Annotated in this window: 19 protein-coding genes; 2 read left to right on the plus strand and 17 right to left on the minus strand. The window is 37.4% G+C overall.

What is annotated here, in order from left to right; translation table 11 throughout:
- Positions 1 to 19: 19 nt before the first annotated feature.
- From B9N62_RS01170 to lpxB, 11 genes are all read right to left on the minus strand, one after another.
- Complete coding sequence (locus B9N62_RS01170) at positions 20 to 1,084, minus strand: LptF/LptG family permease (RefSeq protein ID WP_087584003.1); 1,065 nt, start codon at positions 1,082 to 1,084, stop codon at positions 20 to 22.
- The gene (gene pth / locus B9N62_RS01175; RefSeq protein WP_087584004.1) at positions 1,081 to 1,629 is read right to left on the minus strand and encodes an aminoacyl-tRNA hydrolase; all 549 of its coding nucleotides are present in this window, start codon (positions 1,627 to 1,629) and stop codon (positions 1,081 to 1,083) included. Before pth ends, B9N62_RS01170 begins: the two co-directional genes overlap by 4 nt.
- An 11-nt stretch (positions 1,630 to 1,640) precedes the next feature.
- The gene (locus tag B9N62_RS01180) at positions 1,641 to 2,177 is read right to left on the minus strand and encodes a 50S ribosomal protein L25/general stress protein Ctc (RefSeq protein ID WP_087584005.1); all 537 of its coding nucleotides are present in this window, start codon (positions 2,175 to 2,177) and stop codon (positions 1,641 to 1,643) included.
- Positions 2,178 to 2,294: 117 nt separating this feature from the next.
- On the minus strand, positions 2,295 to 3,287 hold the full coding sequence (locus B9N62_RS01185) for a transaldolase (RefSeq protein ID WP_087584006.1): 993 nt from the start codon (positions 3,285 to 3,287) through the stop codon (positions 2,295 to 2,297).
- A gap of 6 nt (positions 3,288 to 3,293) precedes the next feature.
- On the minus strand, positions 3,294 to 3,920 hold the full coding sequence (gene serB / locus B9N62_RS01190) for a phosphoserine phosphatase SerB (RefSeq protein WP_087584007.1): 627 nt from the start codon (positions 3,918 to 3,920) through the stop codon (positions 3,294 to 3,296).
- 8 nt (positions 3,921 to 3,928) lie between these two features.
- The gene (locus tag B9N62_RS01195) at positions 3,929 to 4,426 is read right to left on the minus strand and encodes a chemotaxis protein CheW (RefSeq protein ID WP_085658145.1); all 498 of its coding nucleotides are present in this window, start codon (positions 4,424 to 4,426) and stop codon (positions 3,929 to 3,931) included.
- 9 nt (positions 4,427 to 4,435) lie between these two features.
- Positions 4,436 to 6,790, minus strand: a complete 2,355-nt coding sequence (locus tag B9N62_RS01200) for a hybrid sensor histidine kinase/response regulator (protein ID WP_087584008.1) — start codon at positions 6,788 to 6,790, stop codon at positions 4,436 to 4,438.
- An 8-nt stretch (positions 6,791 to 6,798) separates the two neighbouring features.
- Complete coding sequence (locus B9N62_RS01205; protein WP_087584009.1) at positions 6,799 to 7,752, minus strand: chemotaxis protein; 954 nt, start codon at positions 7,750 to 7,752, stop codon at positions 6,799 to 6,801.
- Complete coding sequence (locus B9N62_RS01210; RefSeq protein WP_087584010.1) at positions 7,752 to 8,543, minus strand: UDP-2,3-diacylglucosamine diphosphatase; 792 nt, start codon at positions 8,541 to 8,543, stop codon at positions 7,752 to 7,754. Before B9N62_RS01210 ends, B9N62_RS01205 begins: the two co-directional genes overlap by 1 nt.
- Before the next feature lie 63 nt (positions 8,544 to 8,606).
- Positions 8,607 to 9,092 carry a transcription elongation factor GreA gene (gene greA, locus B9N62_RS01215; RefSeq protein ID WP_087584011.1) on the minus strand — a complete coding sequence of 162 codons (486 nt, stop codon included), beginning with the start codon at positions 9,090 to 9,092 and terminating at the stop codon, positions 8,607 to 8,609.
- Positions 9,093 to 9,095: 3 nt separating this feature from the next.
- Complete coding sequence (lpxB, locus tag B9N62_RS01220; protein WP_087584012.1) at positions 9,096 to 10,130, minus strand: lipid-A-disaccharide synthase; 1,035 nt, start codon at positions 10,128 to 10,130, stop codon at positions 9,096 to 9,098.
- A 102-nt stretch (positions 10,131 to 10,232) separates the two neighbouring features.
- On the opposite strand from lpxB, the gene surE reads away from it, so the two are divergent.
- Together surE and B9N62_RS01230 are read left to right on the plus strand one after the other, a co-directional pair.
- Entirely contained in the window at positions 10,233 to 11,009 is a 777-nt protein-coding gene (gene surE / locus B9N62_RS01225) for a 5'/3'-nucleotidase SurE (RefSeq protein ID WP_087584013.1), read from the plus strand.
- On the plus strand, positions 10,999 to 11,649 hold the full coding sequence (locus B9N62_RS01230) for a tRNA threonylcarbamoyladenosine dehydratase (RefSeq protein ID WP_087584014.1): 651 nt from the start codon (positions 10,999 to 11,001) through the stop codon (positions 11,647 to 11,649). The genes surE and B9N62_RS01230 overlap by 11 nt, the downstream gene beginning before the upstream one ends.
- 216 nt (positions 11,650 to 11,865) lie before the next feature.
- Here B9N62_RS01230 and B9N62_RS01235 read toward each other — a convergent pair whose 3' ends face one another.
- From B9N62_RS01235 to B9N62_RS01260, 6 genes are all read right to left on the minus strand, one after another.
- Positions 11,866 to 13,380, minus strand: a complete 1,515-nt coding sequence (locus B9N62_RS01235) for a 2-isopropylmalate synthase (RefSeq protein ID WP_072594434.1) — start codon at positions 13,378 to 13,380, stop codon at positions 11,866 to 11,868.
- A gap of 145 nt (positions 13,381 to 13,525) precedes the next feature.
- Positions 13,526 to 14,257: a CDP-diacylglycerol--serine O-phosphatidyltransferase gene (gene pssA, locus B9N62_RS01240; RefSeq protein WP_021091822.1), complete on the minus strand. Its 732-nt coding sequence runs from the start codon at positions 14,255 to 14,257 to the stop codon at positions 13,526 to 13,528.
- The gene (locus B9N62_RS01245) at positions 14,250 to 14,876 is read right to left on the minus strand and encodes a phosphatidylserine decarboxylase (protein WP_087580248.1); all 627 of its coding nucleotides are present in this window, start codon (positions 14,874 to 14,876) and stop codon (positions 14,250 to 14,252) included. The genes pssA and B9N62_RS01245 overlap by 8 nt, the downstream gene beginning before the upstream one ends.
- 2 nt (positions 14,877 to 14,878) lie before the next feature.
- On the minus strand, positions 14,879 to 16,804 hold the full coding sequence (gene ftsH / locus B9N62_RS01250; protein ID WP_087584015.1) for an ATP-dependent zinc metalloprotease FtsH: 1,926 nt from the start codon (positions 16,802 to 16,804) through the stop codon (positions 14,879 to 14,881).
- On the minus strand, positions 16,797 to 17,630 hold the full coding sequence (locus B9N62_RS01255; RefSeq protein WP_087584016.1) for a 50S ribosomal protein L11 methyltransferase: 834 nt from the start codon (positions 17,628 to 17,630) through the stop codon (positions 16,797 to 16,799). Before B9N62_RS01255 ends, ftsH begins: the two co-directional genes overlap by 8 nt.
- Positions 17,630 to 17,995, minus strand: coding sequence for a chemotaxis response regulator CheY (locus tag B9N62_RS01260; protein WP_002939933.1), 366 nt, complete (start codon positions 17,993 to 17,995; stop codon positions 17,630 to 17,632). Before B9N62_RS01260 ends, B9N62_RS01255 begins: the two co-directional genes overlap by 1 nt.
- Between the last annotated feature and the right edge of the window lie 62 nt (positions 17,996 to 18,057).

Consider the following 18,057-nt stretch of genomic DNA (forward strand, 5'->3'; position numbering starts at 1 on the left):
AAGCTTACCAAAATTTGGCTTAACGATGCGATTTTATGAGATAAATGGCGTATACAAAAAGTAAAATAACTGGCAAAACTATGCCGATTTCTGGCAAGATCACAGAAGTTTGTGCAAATTTTGCAAGAATAAAGAGCAGCCCCCAAACGACAAGAGTTATCACAACAAAGATAAAAGTCGAAAATGCAAGATTAAAAAACCTACCAGTTACAGGCAAATGATAGTAAAAAATGAGCAACAAAAATGGTGCAAAAAATGGTGCGATAGCAAGGTTGTAAAAAGCTGTTTTTGCGCTATCAAGGCCGATGCCTTCATTCTTAAATGTCTTTATAAAATTTATCGCATCTGGGATATTAAATTTTGAGTTTTCAACACTAGCAGCGCTTTCAATACTCTTTGGCTTAAAGCCTTTTAATGCATCTAAGCTATCACTTTGTATTTTATTAAAACCAGCCTCACCAAGCCCTAAAATTTGAGGCAAAAGGGTTTGATTAACATCTTTTAAAATCCACTCATTGTCTTTAAAATTAGCATGATTTGCAAATGTAGTTGAGAGTAAATTTGTGCCATTTATCTCAAAAATTCTAACATCATTTGCTATTTGATTAACAGAATTTAGCTCCTTTATGTAGATAAATTTGCCTTCAAATTTTAAAAACGAATCAGTCGTGCTTTTTGAAAAAGCCGTATTTTTAGCGATACTTTTTTGATAGTCGTGCGCATAGGCAAATGGAGTAAAATTTAAGCCAATATAAAGAATAGTTACAAAAAGTGCAATAAAAAATGGTGGAAAAATTAAGTTATTTTTACTAATGCCAAGCGCATAAAAACTGATTAGCTCATTAGATCTGACCATATTTACATGTAAAATAATGAGTGCGAAAATGAGCGAAAGTGGCAAAACGTAACCAATAGCACTAAGCGATGTAAGCCCAACATAAAGAAGCTGAAGGTTTGCAGATGGCGGCAGATCTTTTAAATTTGTAAGCAGATCGATACCAACATAAAATAGTTCAAGCGCTAAAAATACGATAAGAAAAGATTTTATATAGACCCAGCCAACATATCTGGCGTATAATTTCATTTGATAAGACCTTTTTTTATCGTAAATTTTTGCGAAATTTCGTTAATGTCGCTCTTTAGTAGCTCGCAAACTGCATGTTTTGTGTAGGCTAAAATTTCATCTAAAGCCTTTTTCTCCTCATCACTAAACTCTCCAAGGACAAAATTTTTAGCATCACCAAGGTGCCCAATGCCAACACGCACCCTTTCGTAGTCATTGCCTATTAGTCCATCGATCGATTTTATGCCGTTATGCCCACCACTACTGCCGCCTTTTTTAAATTTAACCGCACCAAAACCAAGATCAAGATCATCGTGTATTACAATTATTCTATCTGGTTTATAAAAGTCTTTTACCGCTTTTACACTTTGTCCTGAGAGGTTCATAAAGGTTGTTGGTTTTAGCAAGATAATGTCGTTAAATTTAAAAACTTCGCCTTGGAATTTGACTGAGCTAACATCTTTGTAATTTGAGTCTTTTAGGAGATCTATAAGCATAAAGCCTATATTATGTCTAGTGTTTTCGTATTTGGAGCCAGGATTTCCCAGCCCCGCTATTAGTGTCACAAAAGCCCTTTTTATTTAGCTTTAATAACTCCAAGTACCGCAACACGGTCAGCGTCTACAATAGTAACGCCTTTAGGAGCTGTGATATCACGAACCAAAATAGTATCGTCGATGTCAAGTTTGCTTACATCAACGTCAAATAAATTTGGTAAATTTTCAGCTGTGCATTTTACGCAAAGACGTCTTTTTGATTGGATCAAAACGCCCTTATTTTTAAGACCAATAGGTGTTCCAACTGGCTTAACTGGGATCATATATTTTGATAAAACGCCTGGAAGTGCTACTTTTAGATCTACGTGTTTAAGATCGCTTGTAACAACATCTCTTTGGTAATCAACAATAACGACATTATAAACTTTTCCGCCTACTTTTACATCAAAAGCAAGACTCTCTTTTTTGCGTGCTTCTTTAATAAAGTCATTTACTTTAAAAGCAGCTGCAACATTCTCTAATCCCTTGCCATAAATGTTGGCGATTAGATAACCATCTCTTCTCAAAGCCTTTGCGGACTTTTTACCGATACTCTCTCTAACGATTCCTTCTAACATCGTTTTCCTTTCATAAAAAATAGGTGCTGATTTTATCCAATGCTTTATAAATTTCAGATAAAGCTTGTTTAAGAATGACCACTTTTGCTGTTTATGTATTAGCTTGGGCTTCTTTGTCTAAAGTGACTTCATAATATCATCAAATGCTGATACAAACTGCTTTAAACCGTCGCTTAATAAATCTTTATAAACGACATTTATATCCATCTCGTTATTTTTTATAATCTGAAAAAAGCTTGAGATATTTTCTTTACTAGGCACATTTTTTGCCTCTGCTTTTTCTTTTATAAATTCTTTTATCGTTTCGATAGGTGCTGTATTTATAGAATTTTTATACATTAGCTCTCTAACGTAATAATCCCCTCTTAAACCACCACCTTTTACGCCTGTGCTTGCAAAAAGTGTTCTTACATTTTCTAGTCCAAAATCTTCAATCAGGTGGTATATATTCGCAGCATTCATTATGCCAATTTGTCCCGTTGGCAAGCTCTTTGCAGCCATAACCTCATCAAGCTTTCTATCAAATCTACTTACAAAAACACTTATCACACCTTTTGGCATAGTAGTATCTATAAAGCGACTTGCATAAGCCTTACTGCCTTCTTTAAATGCTTCAAGGCAGTTTTTAGCCTGATCTGGTGAGAATATAAGCGTAGCATTTACACTAATTCCCCTTGTCATAAGCGCACTCATCGCCTCATAGCCATCTTTTGTAGCTGGAATTTTTATCATAACATTTGGCATTGATATTAGATTATGAAGCCTGATACCTTCTTCTATCGTTGCGACTGTATCGTCACTTAAATTTGGATCAACCTCGATGCTAACAAAGCCATCATCGCCATTTGCGTAGTTTTTTAGCATTTTACATGCAGCGATTTTTATATCTTGAGTAGCCAAAATTTCATAAAGATCTTTTGGGTGGCGTTTATTGCTAGTTTCTATTATCTTTTTATAAGCAGGTGAAGCAAACGCTGTTTTAAAAATAGCTGGGTTACTTGTAGCGCCGTTTATAACATTATTTTCCAATAAAGAGTTAAATTCGCTTTGTAAAAAATTTCTCTCTATAAAATCACACCAAAGAGAGAATTTAGCTTCGTTGTCATACATTAATTTCTACCTTATAAATTTTAAAATTTCACGCAAGTCTTTAACATCAACACAATGTGTCGCTTCTTTTTTTAAGATATCTTTTGCACAAAATGCAATGCTAAGGTCGCACTTTCTAAACATCGATATGTCATTGGCCCCGTCCCCAACACACATTATCTCGTCCTTGCCTAAATTTAATAGTCCACACAAGCGGTCAATCATATCTCCCTTTGAACTACCAAACATCATTTCTCCGCCAACTTCACCACTTAAAATTCCATCTTTATGATGCAAGATATTTGCAAAATTTGCATCAAAATTAAGCTTTTTTTGCATTACATCGGTTGCATTATGAAATCCACCGCTAAAAACCACAACTTTGATACCTTTTTGCTTTAAAGTTTCTATTAGCTCGCCAGCTCCTGGCATTATGGGTAAATTTTTGCAAATTTCATTTACTTTTAAAAGTGGCAATCCTTTTAAAAATTTTACTCTTTTTGTAAGACTTTCAAAAAAATCAAGCTCACCGTTCATCGAACGCTTAGTTATATTAGCTACTTCTTCACTAGCATTATTAGCGGCGGCGAGAATATCTATCGTCTCGCCGTCCATTATTGTAGAGTCAAAATCAAAAACACAAAGTTTTATCAAGCTATACCCTAAAAATCACGTTTCAAAAGACTTTCGACCTTTAAGATCGTAAGGATATTTTGGTCGCGCTTTCCGATACCATAAATCATGCCTTTGTCTTTTACTAAAGTCTCTGGTGGCGGATCGATCCTATTGCGGTCTATTCTAATAGCCTCCGTCAAGCGGTCTATCACAAAGCCAGCGATATTATCCGCATCTTTCATAACGATATATCTTGTGCTTGGGCTTTGTTTTGTGACATTTAGTGAAAAACGCTTACGCAAATCAATAAGCGGAATAACATTTCCACGTAGGTTAAACACGCCAAGAACGTAATCAGGCACACTAGGAACACGTGTATATTCAATAGGTTTGATTATTTCTTGGATATTTAAAATAGGTATTGCGTACTCTTCCTCACCGACAACAAATCCTACTAGCTGAACTATATCCTCATTATTTTTTAACTCAGGACCATTTATTTGCTGTTTTTGTTTGCTTAAAACTTGATTTAGTTTATTGTTCATCCCTTACCCCTAAGCTAATTTTATATTCTTTCTAACGACATTTTCTAGGTACTCGGCTGAATATGGTTTTGTAATATACTCAGTCATTCCAACTTCTACGCCACGTAATCTATCTGTTTTTGAAGTCCTTGATGTAACAGCAATAAGTGGTAAATTTCTATACTTAGAGTATTTTCTAATTTCGCCAGCTAGAGTATATCCATCCATTCTTGGCATCTCAATATCTATCAAAATCGCATCAAAAGAGTGCTCTCCGGATTTTACGATATTTAGTGCCTCAACACCGTTTGTGGCTTCTATTATCGTTACCCCAGTTGGTTCAAGCGCTTTTTGCATGATAGTTCTATCCATTTTTGAGTCATCAACTATCAAGACTTTATAATCGCTTGGTTTTTCCTTTGCTTTTGTGCTATCTTCTATTTCGGCCCTAATGTCTACCTTGATATCTTTTGCCATCTCCATCATAGCACCAACATCGATAATCAATGTCACACGACCATCACCTCTAATAGTAGCACCAGCAATACCTGGGATATTTTGTAGATAATCGCCCATTGATTTAATAACAATCTCTTCTTGTCCAACCAAAGTATCGACGATAATACCTAGTTTTGCTTCAGCAACACCGATTATTACGACATAAGTTTGATCTCCACCATCAAAAGCTTTTTCTACACCAAATACGTCAGAAAGTCTAACAAGAGATAAAACTTCATCTCTTAGCCTTAGTACATTTTTGCCATCGATCGTGTAGATATCATCAATCGGCACACGAACAGTTTCAAGAACACTAGCAAGTGGAATAGCGTAAAATTCTTCTTGCGTTCCAACAAGTAGTGACTGAATAATCGCAAGTGTGAGCGGAATTTTAAGCTTCATAACTGTGCCTTTTCCAACTTCACTTTCAATATCAATGATACCATTTAGCTTTTCAATATTTGTCTTAACAACGTCCATACCAACACCACGACCAGATACGTTTGTAACCTTTGCCGCAGTTGAAAATCCTGGTCTAAAGATAAGTCCAAATGCCTCTTTCTCGCTCATCGCATCAGCTTCGCGCTCAGTGATGATGCCTTTTTCTATCGATTTAGATTTAAGCATATCCGCATCTAGACCCTTACCATCATCAACTATCTCAACAACGATGTGATTGCCTTCATTATAAGCTTTTAGCTGAACAAGGCCTTTTTCAGGCTTACCTGCTGCCTTTCTTGTCTCAGGATCCTCGATACCGTGATCGCATGAATTTCTGATGATGTGAACTAGTGGATCGCCGATCTCTTCTACGATTGACTTATCAAGCTCCGTCTCTTCACCTGAAATTTCAAGATCAATTTGCTTACCAAGATCGCGGCTAAGATCGCGTATCATACGTGGGAATTTATTAAAGACTTTTGCTATTGGAAGCATTCTTGTCTTCATAACCGCAAGCTGAATATCAGTCGTAACTAGACTTAGGCTTGAAACTACTTGATTTAGCTCTTCAAGGAATTTCTCTCCCTCGTATCTCTCTTCCACGTCATCATAAATTTTTAATAAGCGGTTTTTACCAAGAACAAGCTCGCCAATTAAGTTCATTAAGTGGTCAAGCCTTTTTACCTCAACACGTATAGTTTGTTCCTGAGCCACTGCACCACTGCTTGCTGCTGGGACCTTTTTATCTCCGTCTTTTTCTTTACTCTCTACTTTTGCAGCTGGAGCTGAAGTGCTGCTTGCAGCTGGAGCTATCTCGCTAGGAGATTTTGGAGCTATGCCTTTTGAAGCACGTCTAGCCTTATCTTCAGCTTTCCTAACTTTTAAAAGTCTCTCTATCTCAGCTTCTACTTCAGAGTCGCTTAGCTTTGAAAGTTCAGCATCACTTATCTCTGGTGCTTCTTCGGTAGGTGCAGCTGGTTCTGGCTCTTGTGCCGGCTCTGGTACTGGCTCAGCTACTGGTGTGATAGGAGCTTCAGGAGCTGCTGCTGGGGCCTCACCTTCAGAAATTTGAGTAAGTCTTGCACAAATGTTTTTAATATCAATGCCAGCAGCTGTATCATTTCCATGATCTCTAATGCTACTTAACAAGCCTTTCATCATATCAACTGACTCAAGAACTACGTCCATAATGTCCGGAGTGATCTTTAGCTCGCCTTTTCTAGCTTTATTTAAAACATCCTCCATATGGTGAGTAAGCTCTGTTAAAACATCAAAATTTAAAAAGCTTGAACTACCTTTTACTGTGTGAGCAACACGGAAAATTCTATTTAGTAATTCCAAATCTTCAGGGTTTGACTCAAGCTCAACAAGGTCATGATCTATCTGCTCAATAAGTTCGAAAGCTTCTATTAAAAAGTCTTCCATTATTTCTTTCATATCATCCATGTTTCACCTCATTTTGCAGATTTAGAATGTGCTTCAATAACTTTTAGCACTTCTTGATAAAATATACTCGCATCAAATTTAGTAAGATACGCAGCACCACCAGCTTCTTTGCTCTTGATTTCGCTAAAATCATTACTCAATGAGGAGTTAAATACTATTGGAACCTCTTTAAATCTTTCATCGTTTTTAAGAGTTGAAGCAAAGCGGTATCCATCCATCTGTGGCATTTCGATATCACTTAAGATAACTCTAAGCTCTTTTGATAGGTTGTCTCCGTATCTTTGATAAAGCTCTTCCATTCTCTCCAAGCCCTCAACGCCATTTTTAGCCTCAACCACGCTAAGTCCCATTTTTTCAAGTGCGTCTTTTACTAGTTTTCTAGCAGTCGAGCTATCATCTAAAACCAAAGCAGCACCTTTTAATTTTTGATCGTCTGTTACATCAAATTCGATCTTTGGTGAGTAAATTCCAAGCTCTTCAACAATACTTTCAAGATCAAGAATAAGCAAAACTTCATCATTTTCTATTCTTGTCACGCCTGTTATTTTGCCTTTATCTAAAGCGCCAGAACCTGAAGCAAAATTTGCAGGCTCGATATCTTTCCAGCTTATACGCCTGATCCTTTTTGCCTCATGGACGATAAAACCGATCAAAATACCACTAAACTCAGCAATAATAACACGTGGTTTTATAACTACGCCTTCGGTTGGCTCGATAATATTCATCCATCTTGCCAAATTTATGACAGGGATCACTACACCCCTTAAATCAAAAATTCCCTCGATATACTCGGGAACGCCAGGAAGCTCTGTAAGATTTGGCATCTTAATGATCTCCCGCACCTTTGCGACATTGACTCCGTATATTCCTTCATATACTTTGTTTTCGGTCTTTTTAAAGATACGAAAATCAACAAGTTCCATCTCGTTTGAGTCCGTTTTTAGTACGTTATCTCCAAACATCAATGTCCTTTCAAACTCATTTTGAGCAAATTTAATTTTTGCTGGGCGTATTCTACAACAAAATAACTTTGCTCACATGCAAAACAAGGTAAATTTATATAAAACTTATCGTAAATGTTAAATTTCTCACCTTGATGATAGTGTCCTTCTACCACGATATTAGCCTCATATCCCTGCAAATGCTTACTCATCAACTCCTTAAAATTAGGAATTTTATAGTCTAAATTTTTCTTAGTAAGTTTGGCTAGTATCGCTTTTGATATTTTAAAATTTAAAAATTTATCCAAAGCATTCATAAATTTTAAAAACCATCTAAGACGCAAAAATCTAAGTGCATATTTATCTACAAAAGGTAAAAATATATCGCCATGTGCGATCTGGACGCGCTCTTCATTGATCGTCTTAAAATTTGCTGGCTGATCATAAATATCATAAACCCTAATGCTTTTATAGCGCAGCATCTCGTGCCCATCCCAAATTTCTCTTGTTTTATTAAATAAATTTGAAAGTCTAAAATCGTGGTTGCCCTCGAAGTAAAAAATTTCTACCTTTTGTGAAATTTTATTTATAAGGCTTAAGTGCTCGGCGTAAAATTCTCTTGTATATTCGCCTTCACCAGTTAAAAAATCAAACATATCGCCAAGCAAGAAAATCTGTGGCGGCTCTTTGATCTCCCCGCTATCAATGGCTCTTAAAAATTTTAAAAAGCCATTTCGGTTTACGTTTTCATGGGCATCTGCTAAAAAGATCGCACCCTCTTTTATAACGGGGGTATATAGATATCTGCTCAAATTTTGCCTTAATTAAAAATTAGCAGAGCCAAAAAGCAATTTCTGGCTCTTTGCCTTATCTTTTTAGTCAAATTTTATAGGCTTATAGCAAATTTTTACGATCTCAACGTCGCTTCTGCCTTTTGGTAAATTTAGCACCACTTCATCACCCTCAGCCTTGCCCAAAAGCTGCTTTGCAAGAGGTGAGTTTATCGAGATATAGCCTTTGTCGATGTCGCTTTCACTAATGCCAACTATCGTATATGTATGCTCTATTTCGGTTTCCTCGTCCATTATCGTAACACTTGAGCCAAACCTAACTCTATCGTGCTCGTAGCTACTTGGGTCGATCACTTCGGCATTTGCCAAAAGTGCGCTAAGCTCAGCGATCCTAGCGTCTATAAAGGCTTGCTTCTCTTTTGCTGCGTGATACTCAGCATTTTCTTTTAGATCACCGTGACTTCTTGCGATATCTATCTCAGTTACGATTTGAGGGCGTTGCACCAGCCTTAGGTCTTTTAACTCAGCTTCTATCTTTTCATATCCATATATTGTCATTGGTTCACTCATTTTTTACTCCATATTCTTTAAAATTTTTACTACATTTTTACTGCTGCCATGCGACAAATACTCTCTCAATTCGTCACAGCCTTTTAAAAATTTTTGCCTATCGCAGTTCTTGTAGGCTCTTAGCAAATTTTCAGCCGTTGCAAACTCTTGGATAAATTCTTCATGAAGCGGCTCTTTACCCATGAAGTCAAACATTATATTTGCAAGTCCCGCGTGCTTGATCTTTACAAATTTTCTAGCGATGAAAACATCTATCGCTTTTGCCTTATATGCTAGCACAAATGGCGTACCAATGAGTGCTGCTTCAAGCGTAGCAGTGCCAGAGCAAACAAAGGCAAAATCACTCTCATACAAAGCTTCAGGCGTGTTTGAGACGATATCAAAATCGCTCACATCGCCATAAATTTCGCCCACTTTATCAAGCAAAAATGGTGGCACGACAAGCAACCTTTTTGCCTCTATCTTTTTAGCAAGCTCTCTATAAACTGGCATCAGCCTTGAAATCTCTGACCTTCTTGAGCCTGGCAAAAACGCCACTTTACCGCTGCTACTTAGGCTAGTTTTCTTAAGCTTTATCTCATCCATCAAAGGATGTCCCACATAGGTCGATCGGCTATAAAATTTCGCATCAAATGGCAGGATCGAAGCTAGGTTGTCACAATACCTCTCCACTACGCTTACCCTTTTTGGCTTCCACGCCCAAACTTGAGGTAAGATGTAGTATGTCACAGCTGCTTTTGCACCAGCCTCTTTTATCGCCTTTGCAAGCGGCAGGTTAAAGGCTGGACTGTCGATTAGCAGCACCGCATCAGCCTCTTTTGCCATCTGGCTCATCACTTTCACTGCCTTTTTTGCTTTAAAAATGAGCGGCAAAACCTCGACAAAACCCATCGCTGAAAACTCGCTACTTTTCATATATGGCGTGCCAAGCTCTTCGCTAAAAATTCCCATTAGCTCAAATTCACCCTCAAAATTTTTCAAAATTTCTTTCAAATGCAAATTTGCCGATGGCTCAAGAGCGGAGACTAAAATTTTCATTTACACACTTTCATCAGGTCTTTTTTTAGGGACATTATACGCAAAAATTCTTTAAATTTTTAAGAAAGCTGTGATAAAATCCAAGCCTCTAAAGGATAAAATTTGAAAGAAATTTTGATAACAAATGACGATGGATTTGAGGCGACTGGACTGCTTGCTTTAAAAGAAGCTTTAAGCGAGCTAGATGGCGTGAATGTCACGATCGTAGCTCCAAGCTCTGAAAAATCAGCCTGCGCTCACTCTTTGACGCTCACAAGACCACTTAGATTTATAAAACTTGATGATAACTTTTTTAAACTCGATGATGCCACACCAAGCGACTGCGTCTATCTCGCACTGCACGCACTTTATAACAAAAAGCCAGACCTTGTGATAAGTGGTATAAATCATGGAGCAAATTTGGGCGAAGATATCACCTACTCTGGCACGTGTGGAGCTGCCATGGAGGGGGTTTTGCAGGGCATTAAAAGTATTGCTTTTTCGCAGTTTTATGCAAATAATTCATTAAATGAACTTGGCTTTAATCTAGCAAAAGAGGTGGTGAAATTTATCGTGCCAAAGGTGCTAGAGGGCAAAATTTCGCTAAATCAAAGAGAATTTCTAAATATAAATATCCCAGCCGTAACAAGCAAAAATTTCAAAGGCTACTCCGTCGTACCAGCTGGCAAACGTACCTATGCAACGCATGCCACGCTTAATCGCAACCCAAGAGGCATCGAGTACTACTGGCTTGGAAACGCTGCGCTTGAATACGAAAAAGGCGAGCCAAGTGATATCAGCAAGGTAAATGAGGGCTTTGCCACAATAACGCCCATAAAACTAAATATGACTTCATATGAGAGCTTGGAGAGCCTAAAGGGGAAATTTGATGCAAAATGATAGATTTACAAGGATAAGATGGCTCTTTGGCGAGGATGGTTTTAGTAAGCTTCAAAGTGCGAAAGTGCTAGTTTGCGGAGCCGGAGGTGTTGGTGGGATGTGCGTAGATGCACTTGCTAGAAGCGGGGTCGGAAGCATCACTCTAATCGATAAAGACATCTTTGACGTGACAAATCAAAATCGCCAAATTTACAGCGAAAATGTAGGCGACGTAAAGGTAGAGGAGTTTGCCAAAATTTATCCTTGCATCACGCCTATGCAGACGCTGATCACGCCTGAGTTTGTCGCTGGATTTGACTTTAGTAAATTTGACGTGGTGATCGATGCGATCGATGATATCACTGCTAAGATCGCCCTTGCAAATGCGGTAGGTCCTAGCAAATTTATAGCCTCGATGGGTGGGGCAAAAAGGGTTGATCCAACCAAGATAAAGGTGGCTAGTGTATGGAAAACATCGGTCGATCCGCTAGCTAGAAAATATAGATATGAGCTCAAAAAATCAGGCTTTAGCGGTAAATTTGACGTGGTCTTTTCGACAGAAGAGCCACTTTGCAAGCCACTTGGAAGCTTCATGGGTGTAACTGCTTGCTTTGGACTAAATTTAGCTTCACTAGCTGTTAAAAAGATAGTTGGGCAGTAAGTCAAAAATTTACTCTCCAAGCAAAATTTCAAATTAGAGCTGGCATTTTGCGGCTATAAATTTAGTAGTCTGCTAAGGTGAGTGAGTAAGATTTTAAAATTTGTAAAGATAGTAAAATTCTATTTTTTAAATAAAGACTTTGAATTTTAAAAATTTATATAGTTTTCGGATTAAATTCAAATCAGCCAGCTGTAAATTTAGCAGCCAGCTAAAATTTTAGTTTTTATGTATGCGAATGTAGCTATTTAGTGCGCCAACATAGGCTTTTGCGCTTGCCATCATAGTATCTATGTCAAGTCCATGGCCTATTACAGCCGTTTTGCCCTCAAACTCAACCTTTACATCAACCTTTGCAAGTGCGTCTTTACCTTGAGAAACGGATGCCACTTTATAGTCTTTTAGCGTGCCACTAATGCCACTGATGCGATCAACTACCTTAAATATCGCATCAGCGGTACCATTTCCTAGAGCTGAGTCACTGATGATCTCATCATTGTGTTTTATACTAATTGAAGCGCTTGCAAGGCTTCCGCCGCTACTTTGAAGAAGAGCCGTGATCTCATAAGCTTGTGGAATTTTTGTAATCTCTTCAGCCACAAGAGCCCTAATATCGTCATCAAATATCTCTTTTTTCTTATCAGCTAGCTCTTTAAATTTTTCAAATGCCTTATTAAGAGCATCACTATCAAGGTCAAATCCAAGGCTAGCAAGCTTATCTTTAAACGCGTGGCGACCACTATGCTTACCTAAAACAAGAGAATTTTTTTCAAGGCCTATGCTCTCGGCGCTAATTATCTCATAGGTCTCTTTGTGTTTTAGCACGCCGTCTTGATGTATGCCACTCTCATGAGCAAATGCGTTTTTACCAACGATAGCTTTGTTTGGTTGAGGCTCAATGCCTATAATACTAGCGATCAGTCTTGAAGTTGGATAAATTTCTTTTGAGATAATGTCTGTATAAAGTGGAGCAAAGACGTCTTGGCGGGTTTTGATAGCCATCACGATCTCTTCAAGCGCAGCATTTCCAGCACGCTCACCTATGCCATTTATCGTACCTTCGACCTGCCTTGCACCAGCTTTTATAGCCGCTAACGAGTTTGCCGTAGCCATGCCTAAGTCATTGTGATTATGCACAGATATTATCGCTCTATCGCCTACAAATTTTACTATTTCACTAATGCGAGCAGTTATCTCTTCAGGATATAAATAACCAACCGTATCAGGGATATTTAAGGTTTTTGCACCCGCATTTATGGCAGCATCACAAATTTCTTTTAAAAAGCTCATTTCACTTCTACAAGCGTCCTCGCAGCTAAACTCTACATCATCGCAAAAAGTTTTTGCGTATTTTATAGACTCGACTGCACGTTTTATTACTTCATCTGGGCTCATTTTTAGCTTGTACTCCATATGAATTGGGCTTGTCGCTATAAATGTATGAATTCTCTTATTTTTAGCTGGAGCCAATGCCTCGCCAGCTGCCTTGATATCACGCTCAACTGCACGTGCAAGAGAGCAAACCGTGATATTTGAGGCTTGCTTTGCTATTTGATTTACCGCATCAAAGTCCCCTGGGCTTGCTGCTGCAAATCCAGCCTCCATAACATCCACGCCAAGCCTTTCAAGCTGAAGTGCGATCTGTAGTTTTTCAGCTGTGTTCATCGATGCACCAGGGCTTTGCTCACCATCTCTTAAAGTCGTATCAAAGATTATAATTTTATTCTTATCCATTTTTGTCCTTTTTTGTTTTTTATATTTAAATTTTAAATTTGATGAGTTAAGTAAAGAGAAATTTGCTACCTAAGTAGCAGCAGTAGAGAGTTTTTGATTTCGATTTTTGGTAAAAATTTACGTGATTTTATGACGCCATTTTCGCTCATTCGCTCTCCTTTTTTTTGGAATTTTTACTAAACATTATAGTAGCTCTTACTATGCCATAAAGCATATAGATGCTCATAACCAAAGTCGCACTTTCAAATGGATATAGATAAAGCATCGAAAACGCAACTACAAGAGCTACTAAAATTCTTATCACGTGAGTTTGTTTTAAATTTATTTTTTTAAAGCTTGGATAGCGAATGTTGCTAACCATTAAAGCTGCCAAAGTAGCTTCAAGTAGCATCAAGCACCACTCAAATCCTTCTAAAAAAGTATAGTCGATATAAATACCAACCCAAAGCACGCTCACAATAGCTGCTGATGGAATAGGAAGTCCGATAAAAACATTTGGCTCATATGTGCCAGTAGTGACATTAAAACGAGCAAGCCTGATAGCTCCAAAAACCACAAACATAGCAGCTATAAGTGCTCCAAATCTGCCAAAATTTTTACCAATAGTCAAATAAAATAAAATCGCTGGCGCTACACCAAAAGCAACAAGATCTGCAAGACTATCAAACTCTACCCCAAATTTACTAGTTGTCTTTGTAAGTCTAGCCACACGCCCATCAAGTCCATCTAAAATAAGCGATAAGATTATATAAATAATGGCTTTAAAATAGTTGCCTTGAATAGATGAAATAATACTAATAACACCCAAAAAAGCACTAGCTGCTGTAAATAAATTTGGCAAGATATACATTAGTTGCATCTTTTGTATGTTATTCATCTCTTTTTCCCTCTTCAAAATATCCCAAAAGTGAAGCAGCCTTTACGCTTTCTCCAACGCTTACACATATCTTAGTATCTCTTGGCAAGTATAAAATCACCTCACCACTTCCTAAAAAACCAAATTTTCTAGATGCTTTTAGGCTAGTAACATTTGAAATTTCTAAACTTCGACTGAAAGCTCCAGCTATAATTTTCATAACAAATTTTATATTTTCTTTTTCAAAGCGAATAATAGCTCTTTCATTTAAAAATTCTGAAATTTTCATAGCTTGGCATAAGAATAAGCCATGTCTTTTTCGTATTTCAGCTACTTTTACATCACTTACAGCCCTTAATGTACCAACATCAAAAAAAGATTTTTTTATGACGATCTTAGCTACTTCATTATTATCAAAATTTGAAGCACTAATCTCTTTTATCTTGCCATCAATCGGCGATAGTAAAGCCAATTTATCATCAGAAAATGGCTCTCTCTCAGGATCTCTAAAAAAATAAAGTCCCAAAAAAAGTAAAATAGCAAAAAAAAGTGGCAAGATCCCAAACAGCAAAGATAAAACAAATAAAATTAGAAAAAATAATATAAATTTATATCCTGCTTTCGCGATATAGCCACTCATTTTTATTCCTCTTTTTTACTCTTTTCATCTTCTTCAGTATCTACGAGTCTGCTCTCTAGACTATTTTCGATCTCGTAGTTTTTAATGATCTCTCTAACTCTTTTTCCTTCGATTGTTTCTTCTTCATAAAGTGCTGATACCATATTTTCAATAGCACCTTTATAAATTTCAAGCAAACCAAGTACAGCCGTGTATCTTTCATGAAGAAGCGTTTTTACAAACTCATCAACCTTTTCAGCCATCTTATCACTGTAATCTTTGATACTTTGACCACCATTTAAAAACGTAGCACGTTGCTTTTCAAGCACCATAAGACCAGCAACATCGCTCATGCCATACATACTAACCATAGCTTTTATGATATCGGTCGCGCGCTCTAGGTCGTTGCTAGCTCCAGTTGAAATTTCTTTAATAAACACCTCTTCAGCAGCTCTACCAGCCAAAAGTACATCTACTTCTGCTATCAGCTCATGCTTTTGCATCATAAATTTATTCTCTTCAGGTGTATTTAAAGTATAGCCAAGTGCCGCAAGACCACGTGGTACGACTGAGACTTTTGTTACCCTTTTTGCACCTTTTGTTAGCTCAGCTATCAAGGCATGACCGCACTCATGATAAGTGACGATTCTTTTTTCTTTTGGATTTACGCGGCGAGACTTTTTCTCAAGTCCAGCAATCGATCTCTCAACAGCCTCCACAAGATCGGCCTGCTCGACAAAGGTCTTTGACTTACGTCCTGCAAGAAGTGCTGCCTCATTTATGATATTTTCAAGATCAGCACCAGCTAAACCAGTCGTAAGCCTTGCAATATCTTCGATATTTACATCTTTGCCAATCTTTACATCTTTCATATGAACTTTTAAAATGTCGCAGCGTCCTTTAAAATCAGGCTTATCAACAAGCACTTGCCTGTCAAATCTACCTGGCCTTAAAAGCGCAGCATCTAAAACTTCAGGTCTATTTGTAGCCGCTATAACGATGACTGGCGACTTGTCCGCGTCAAAGCCGTCCATCTCAGAAAGAAGCTGATTTAGCGTTTGCTCTCTCTCGTCGTTGCCACCCATCGGACCAGAATTTCTACTTTTACCGATCGCATCAATTTCATCTATAAAAACGATCGCTGGAGCCTCTTTTTTAGCATTTTCAAAAAGATCTCTAACTCTACTTGCTCCAACACCGACAAACATCTCTATAAAGCTTGATGCTGACATAGAGAAAAATGGCACACTAGCCTCACCCGCAACTGCTCTTGCAAGAAGCGTTTTACCTGTGCCTGGAGGGCCAACTAGCAAAATTCCTTTTGGAATTTTTGCCCCAAGTCTTAGATATTTATCAGGACTTTTTAGATAATCAACTATTTCTTGAACCTCTTCTTTTGCCTCTTCAACGCCTGCGACATCGTCAAATTTAACTTTTGGTTTTTCAGAATTTATAAGTTTTTTTGCACTTCCTATGCCAAGTATGCCGCCGCCAATATTCTTTTGCATACGACTAGCAATAAACATCCAAATAGCAAAAAATATAAATACCGGGATGATCCATGAAAATATAAGATCACCAAACCAGTTATTTTCGCTATAAACGCTATAAGTTATGCCGTTTTGCTCAAGTATGCCAATGAGCGTTGGATCATTTATACGTTTTGCAAGATAGATAGTTTTGTCACTACCTATGCCTTTTATGGTAGTTTCTGAGATAGCAACCTCATTTAGTTGCTTATTTTTTAACATATCTTTAAACTCAGAATAAGCTACCATTTTACTCTGAGCATTACTATTTAGCCCAAAAGAGCCACCAAGTCCGTCTCCACTAAAGCTTCTAAAAGCTAAAACTATAACTATTGCAAAAATGGCAAAAATGAAAATAGGATTTTTATTAAAAAAGCCGTTATTGTTGCCATTGTTTTGGTTATTATTTTGGTTATTCATCTATTTCCTTATAAACAAAGCTACTCCAATCGTTACTTTGTTTTATCTCAATTAGCTCCAAATCCTTAAATGTATCTTTAATCCTATCTTCGTACTTATTTAAAATTCCTGACAATACCAAGTAGCCGCCTTTTTTAAGCGATTTTTTCAAGTCATTTGAGAGCATAAAAATGACATCAGCAATGATATTTGCTACGACGATATCATATTTTTGCTCTAAATTTGCGATAGAACCTGTCCAAATTTTATTAAATTTAACCTCATTTAACTCGGCATTGCTAAGCGAGCTTTGTGTGGCCTGCTCGTCTGTATCGCAGGCATCGACCTTGCAGCCAAGCTTTGATAAAGCTATGCTTAATATCCCACTTCCACATCCCACATCTAAAGCGCTATCGCCACTTTTTGCATACTTTTGTAAGAGTTGCAAGCAAGAATTTGTGCTTTCATGATGGCCTGAGCCAAAGGCTAGCGCTGGGTCGATTATGATATTTGTTACGCCATTAAGTGGCTCTTCCCAGCTAGGTCTAATATAAATTTTATCAACCAAAATAGGCTTAACTGCCTTTTTATATTCGCCTAGCCAGTCTTTATTTTCTTTTAAATTAAGAGAAATTTTTAAATCATTTGGAATTTTACGAACGCTAGAGAACCCTTTTGCATACTCTTCGATACCCCAAGCTATATCTTTTAGATCATACTCTTCCCTGATGATGATCTCATGATCTAGCTCTTCTACACAGGTGACCCCAAAAGAAAAAACTAACTCTAAAATTTCATCATAAAAGTTAGATGTTGTTATGCTTAATTCGTAAAATTTATCTTTCATTAACCAAGAACGTCTTCAAGCTTTTCTTTTAAAACTTGTGGCGTAAAAGGTTTAACGATGTAGTTATTAACACCTGCTTTTAAAGCTGTTATAACCTCGGCTTTTCCGCCCTCTGTTGTTACCATTATGATAGGCATATCAACATATTTTTGCTCAGCCCTTACTTTTTTAACAAGCTCAAGGCCATTCATCTCAGGCATGTTCCAGTCAGTAATAAGAACCTCAATACCCTCGTTTTGCGTCAAGATATTCCAAGCTTCAAGCCCATGCTCAGCCTCGAGAATTTCTTGATGTCCTAACCTTTGCAAAGTATTTTTTATGATCCTTCTCATTGTTGAGCTGTCGTCTACAACCAAAATCTTCACATAATATCCTTTTAGTAAAAATTGCCCTATTCTAGCTAATTAAAATTTATAAAAGCTTTAAC

The organism is Campylobacter concisus, assembly GCF_002165785.1.
GTDB classification, from domain to species: domain Bacteria; phylum Campylobacterota; class Campylobacteria; order Campylobacterales; family Campylobacteraceae; genus Campylobacter_A; species Campylobacter_A concisus_W.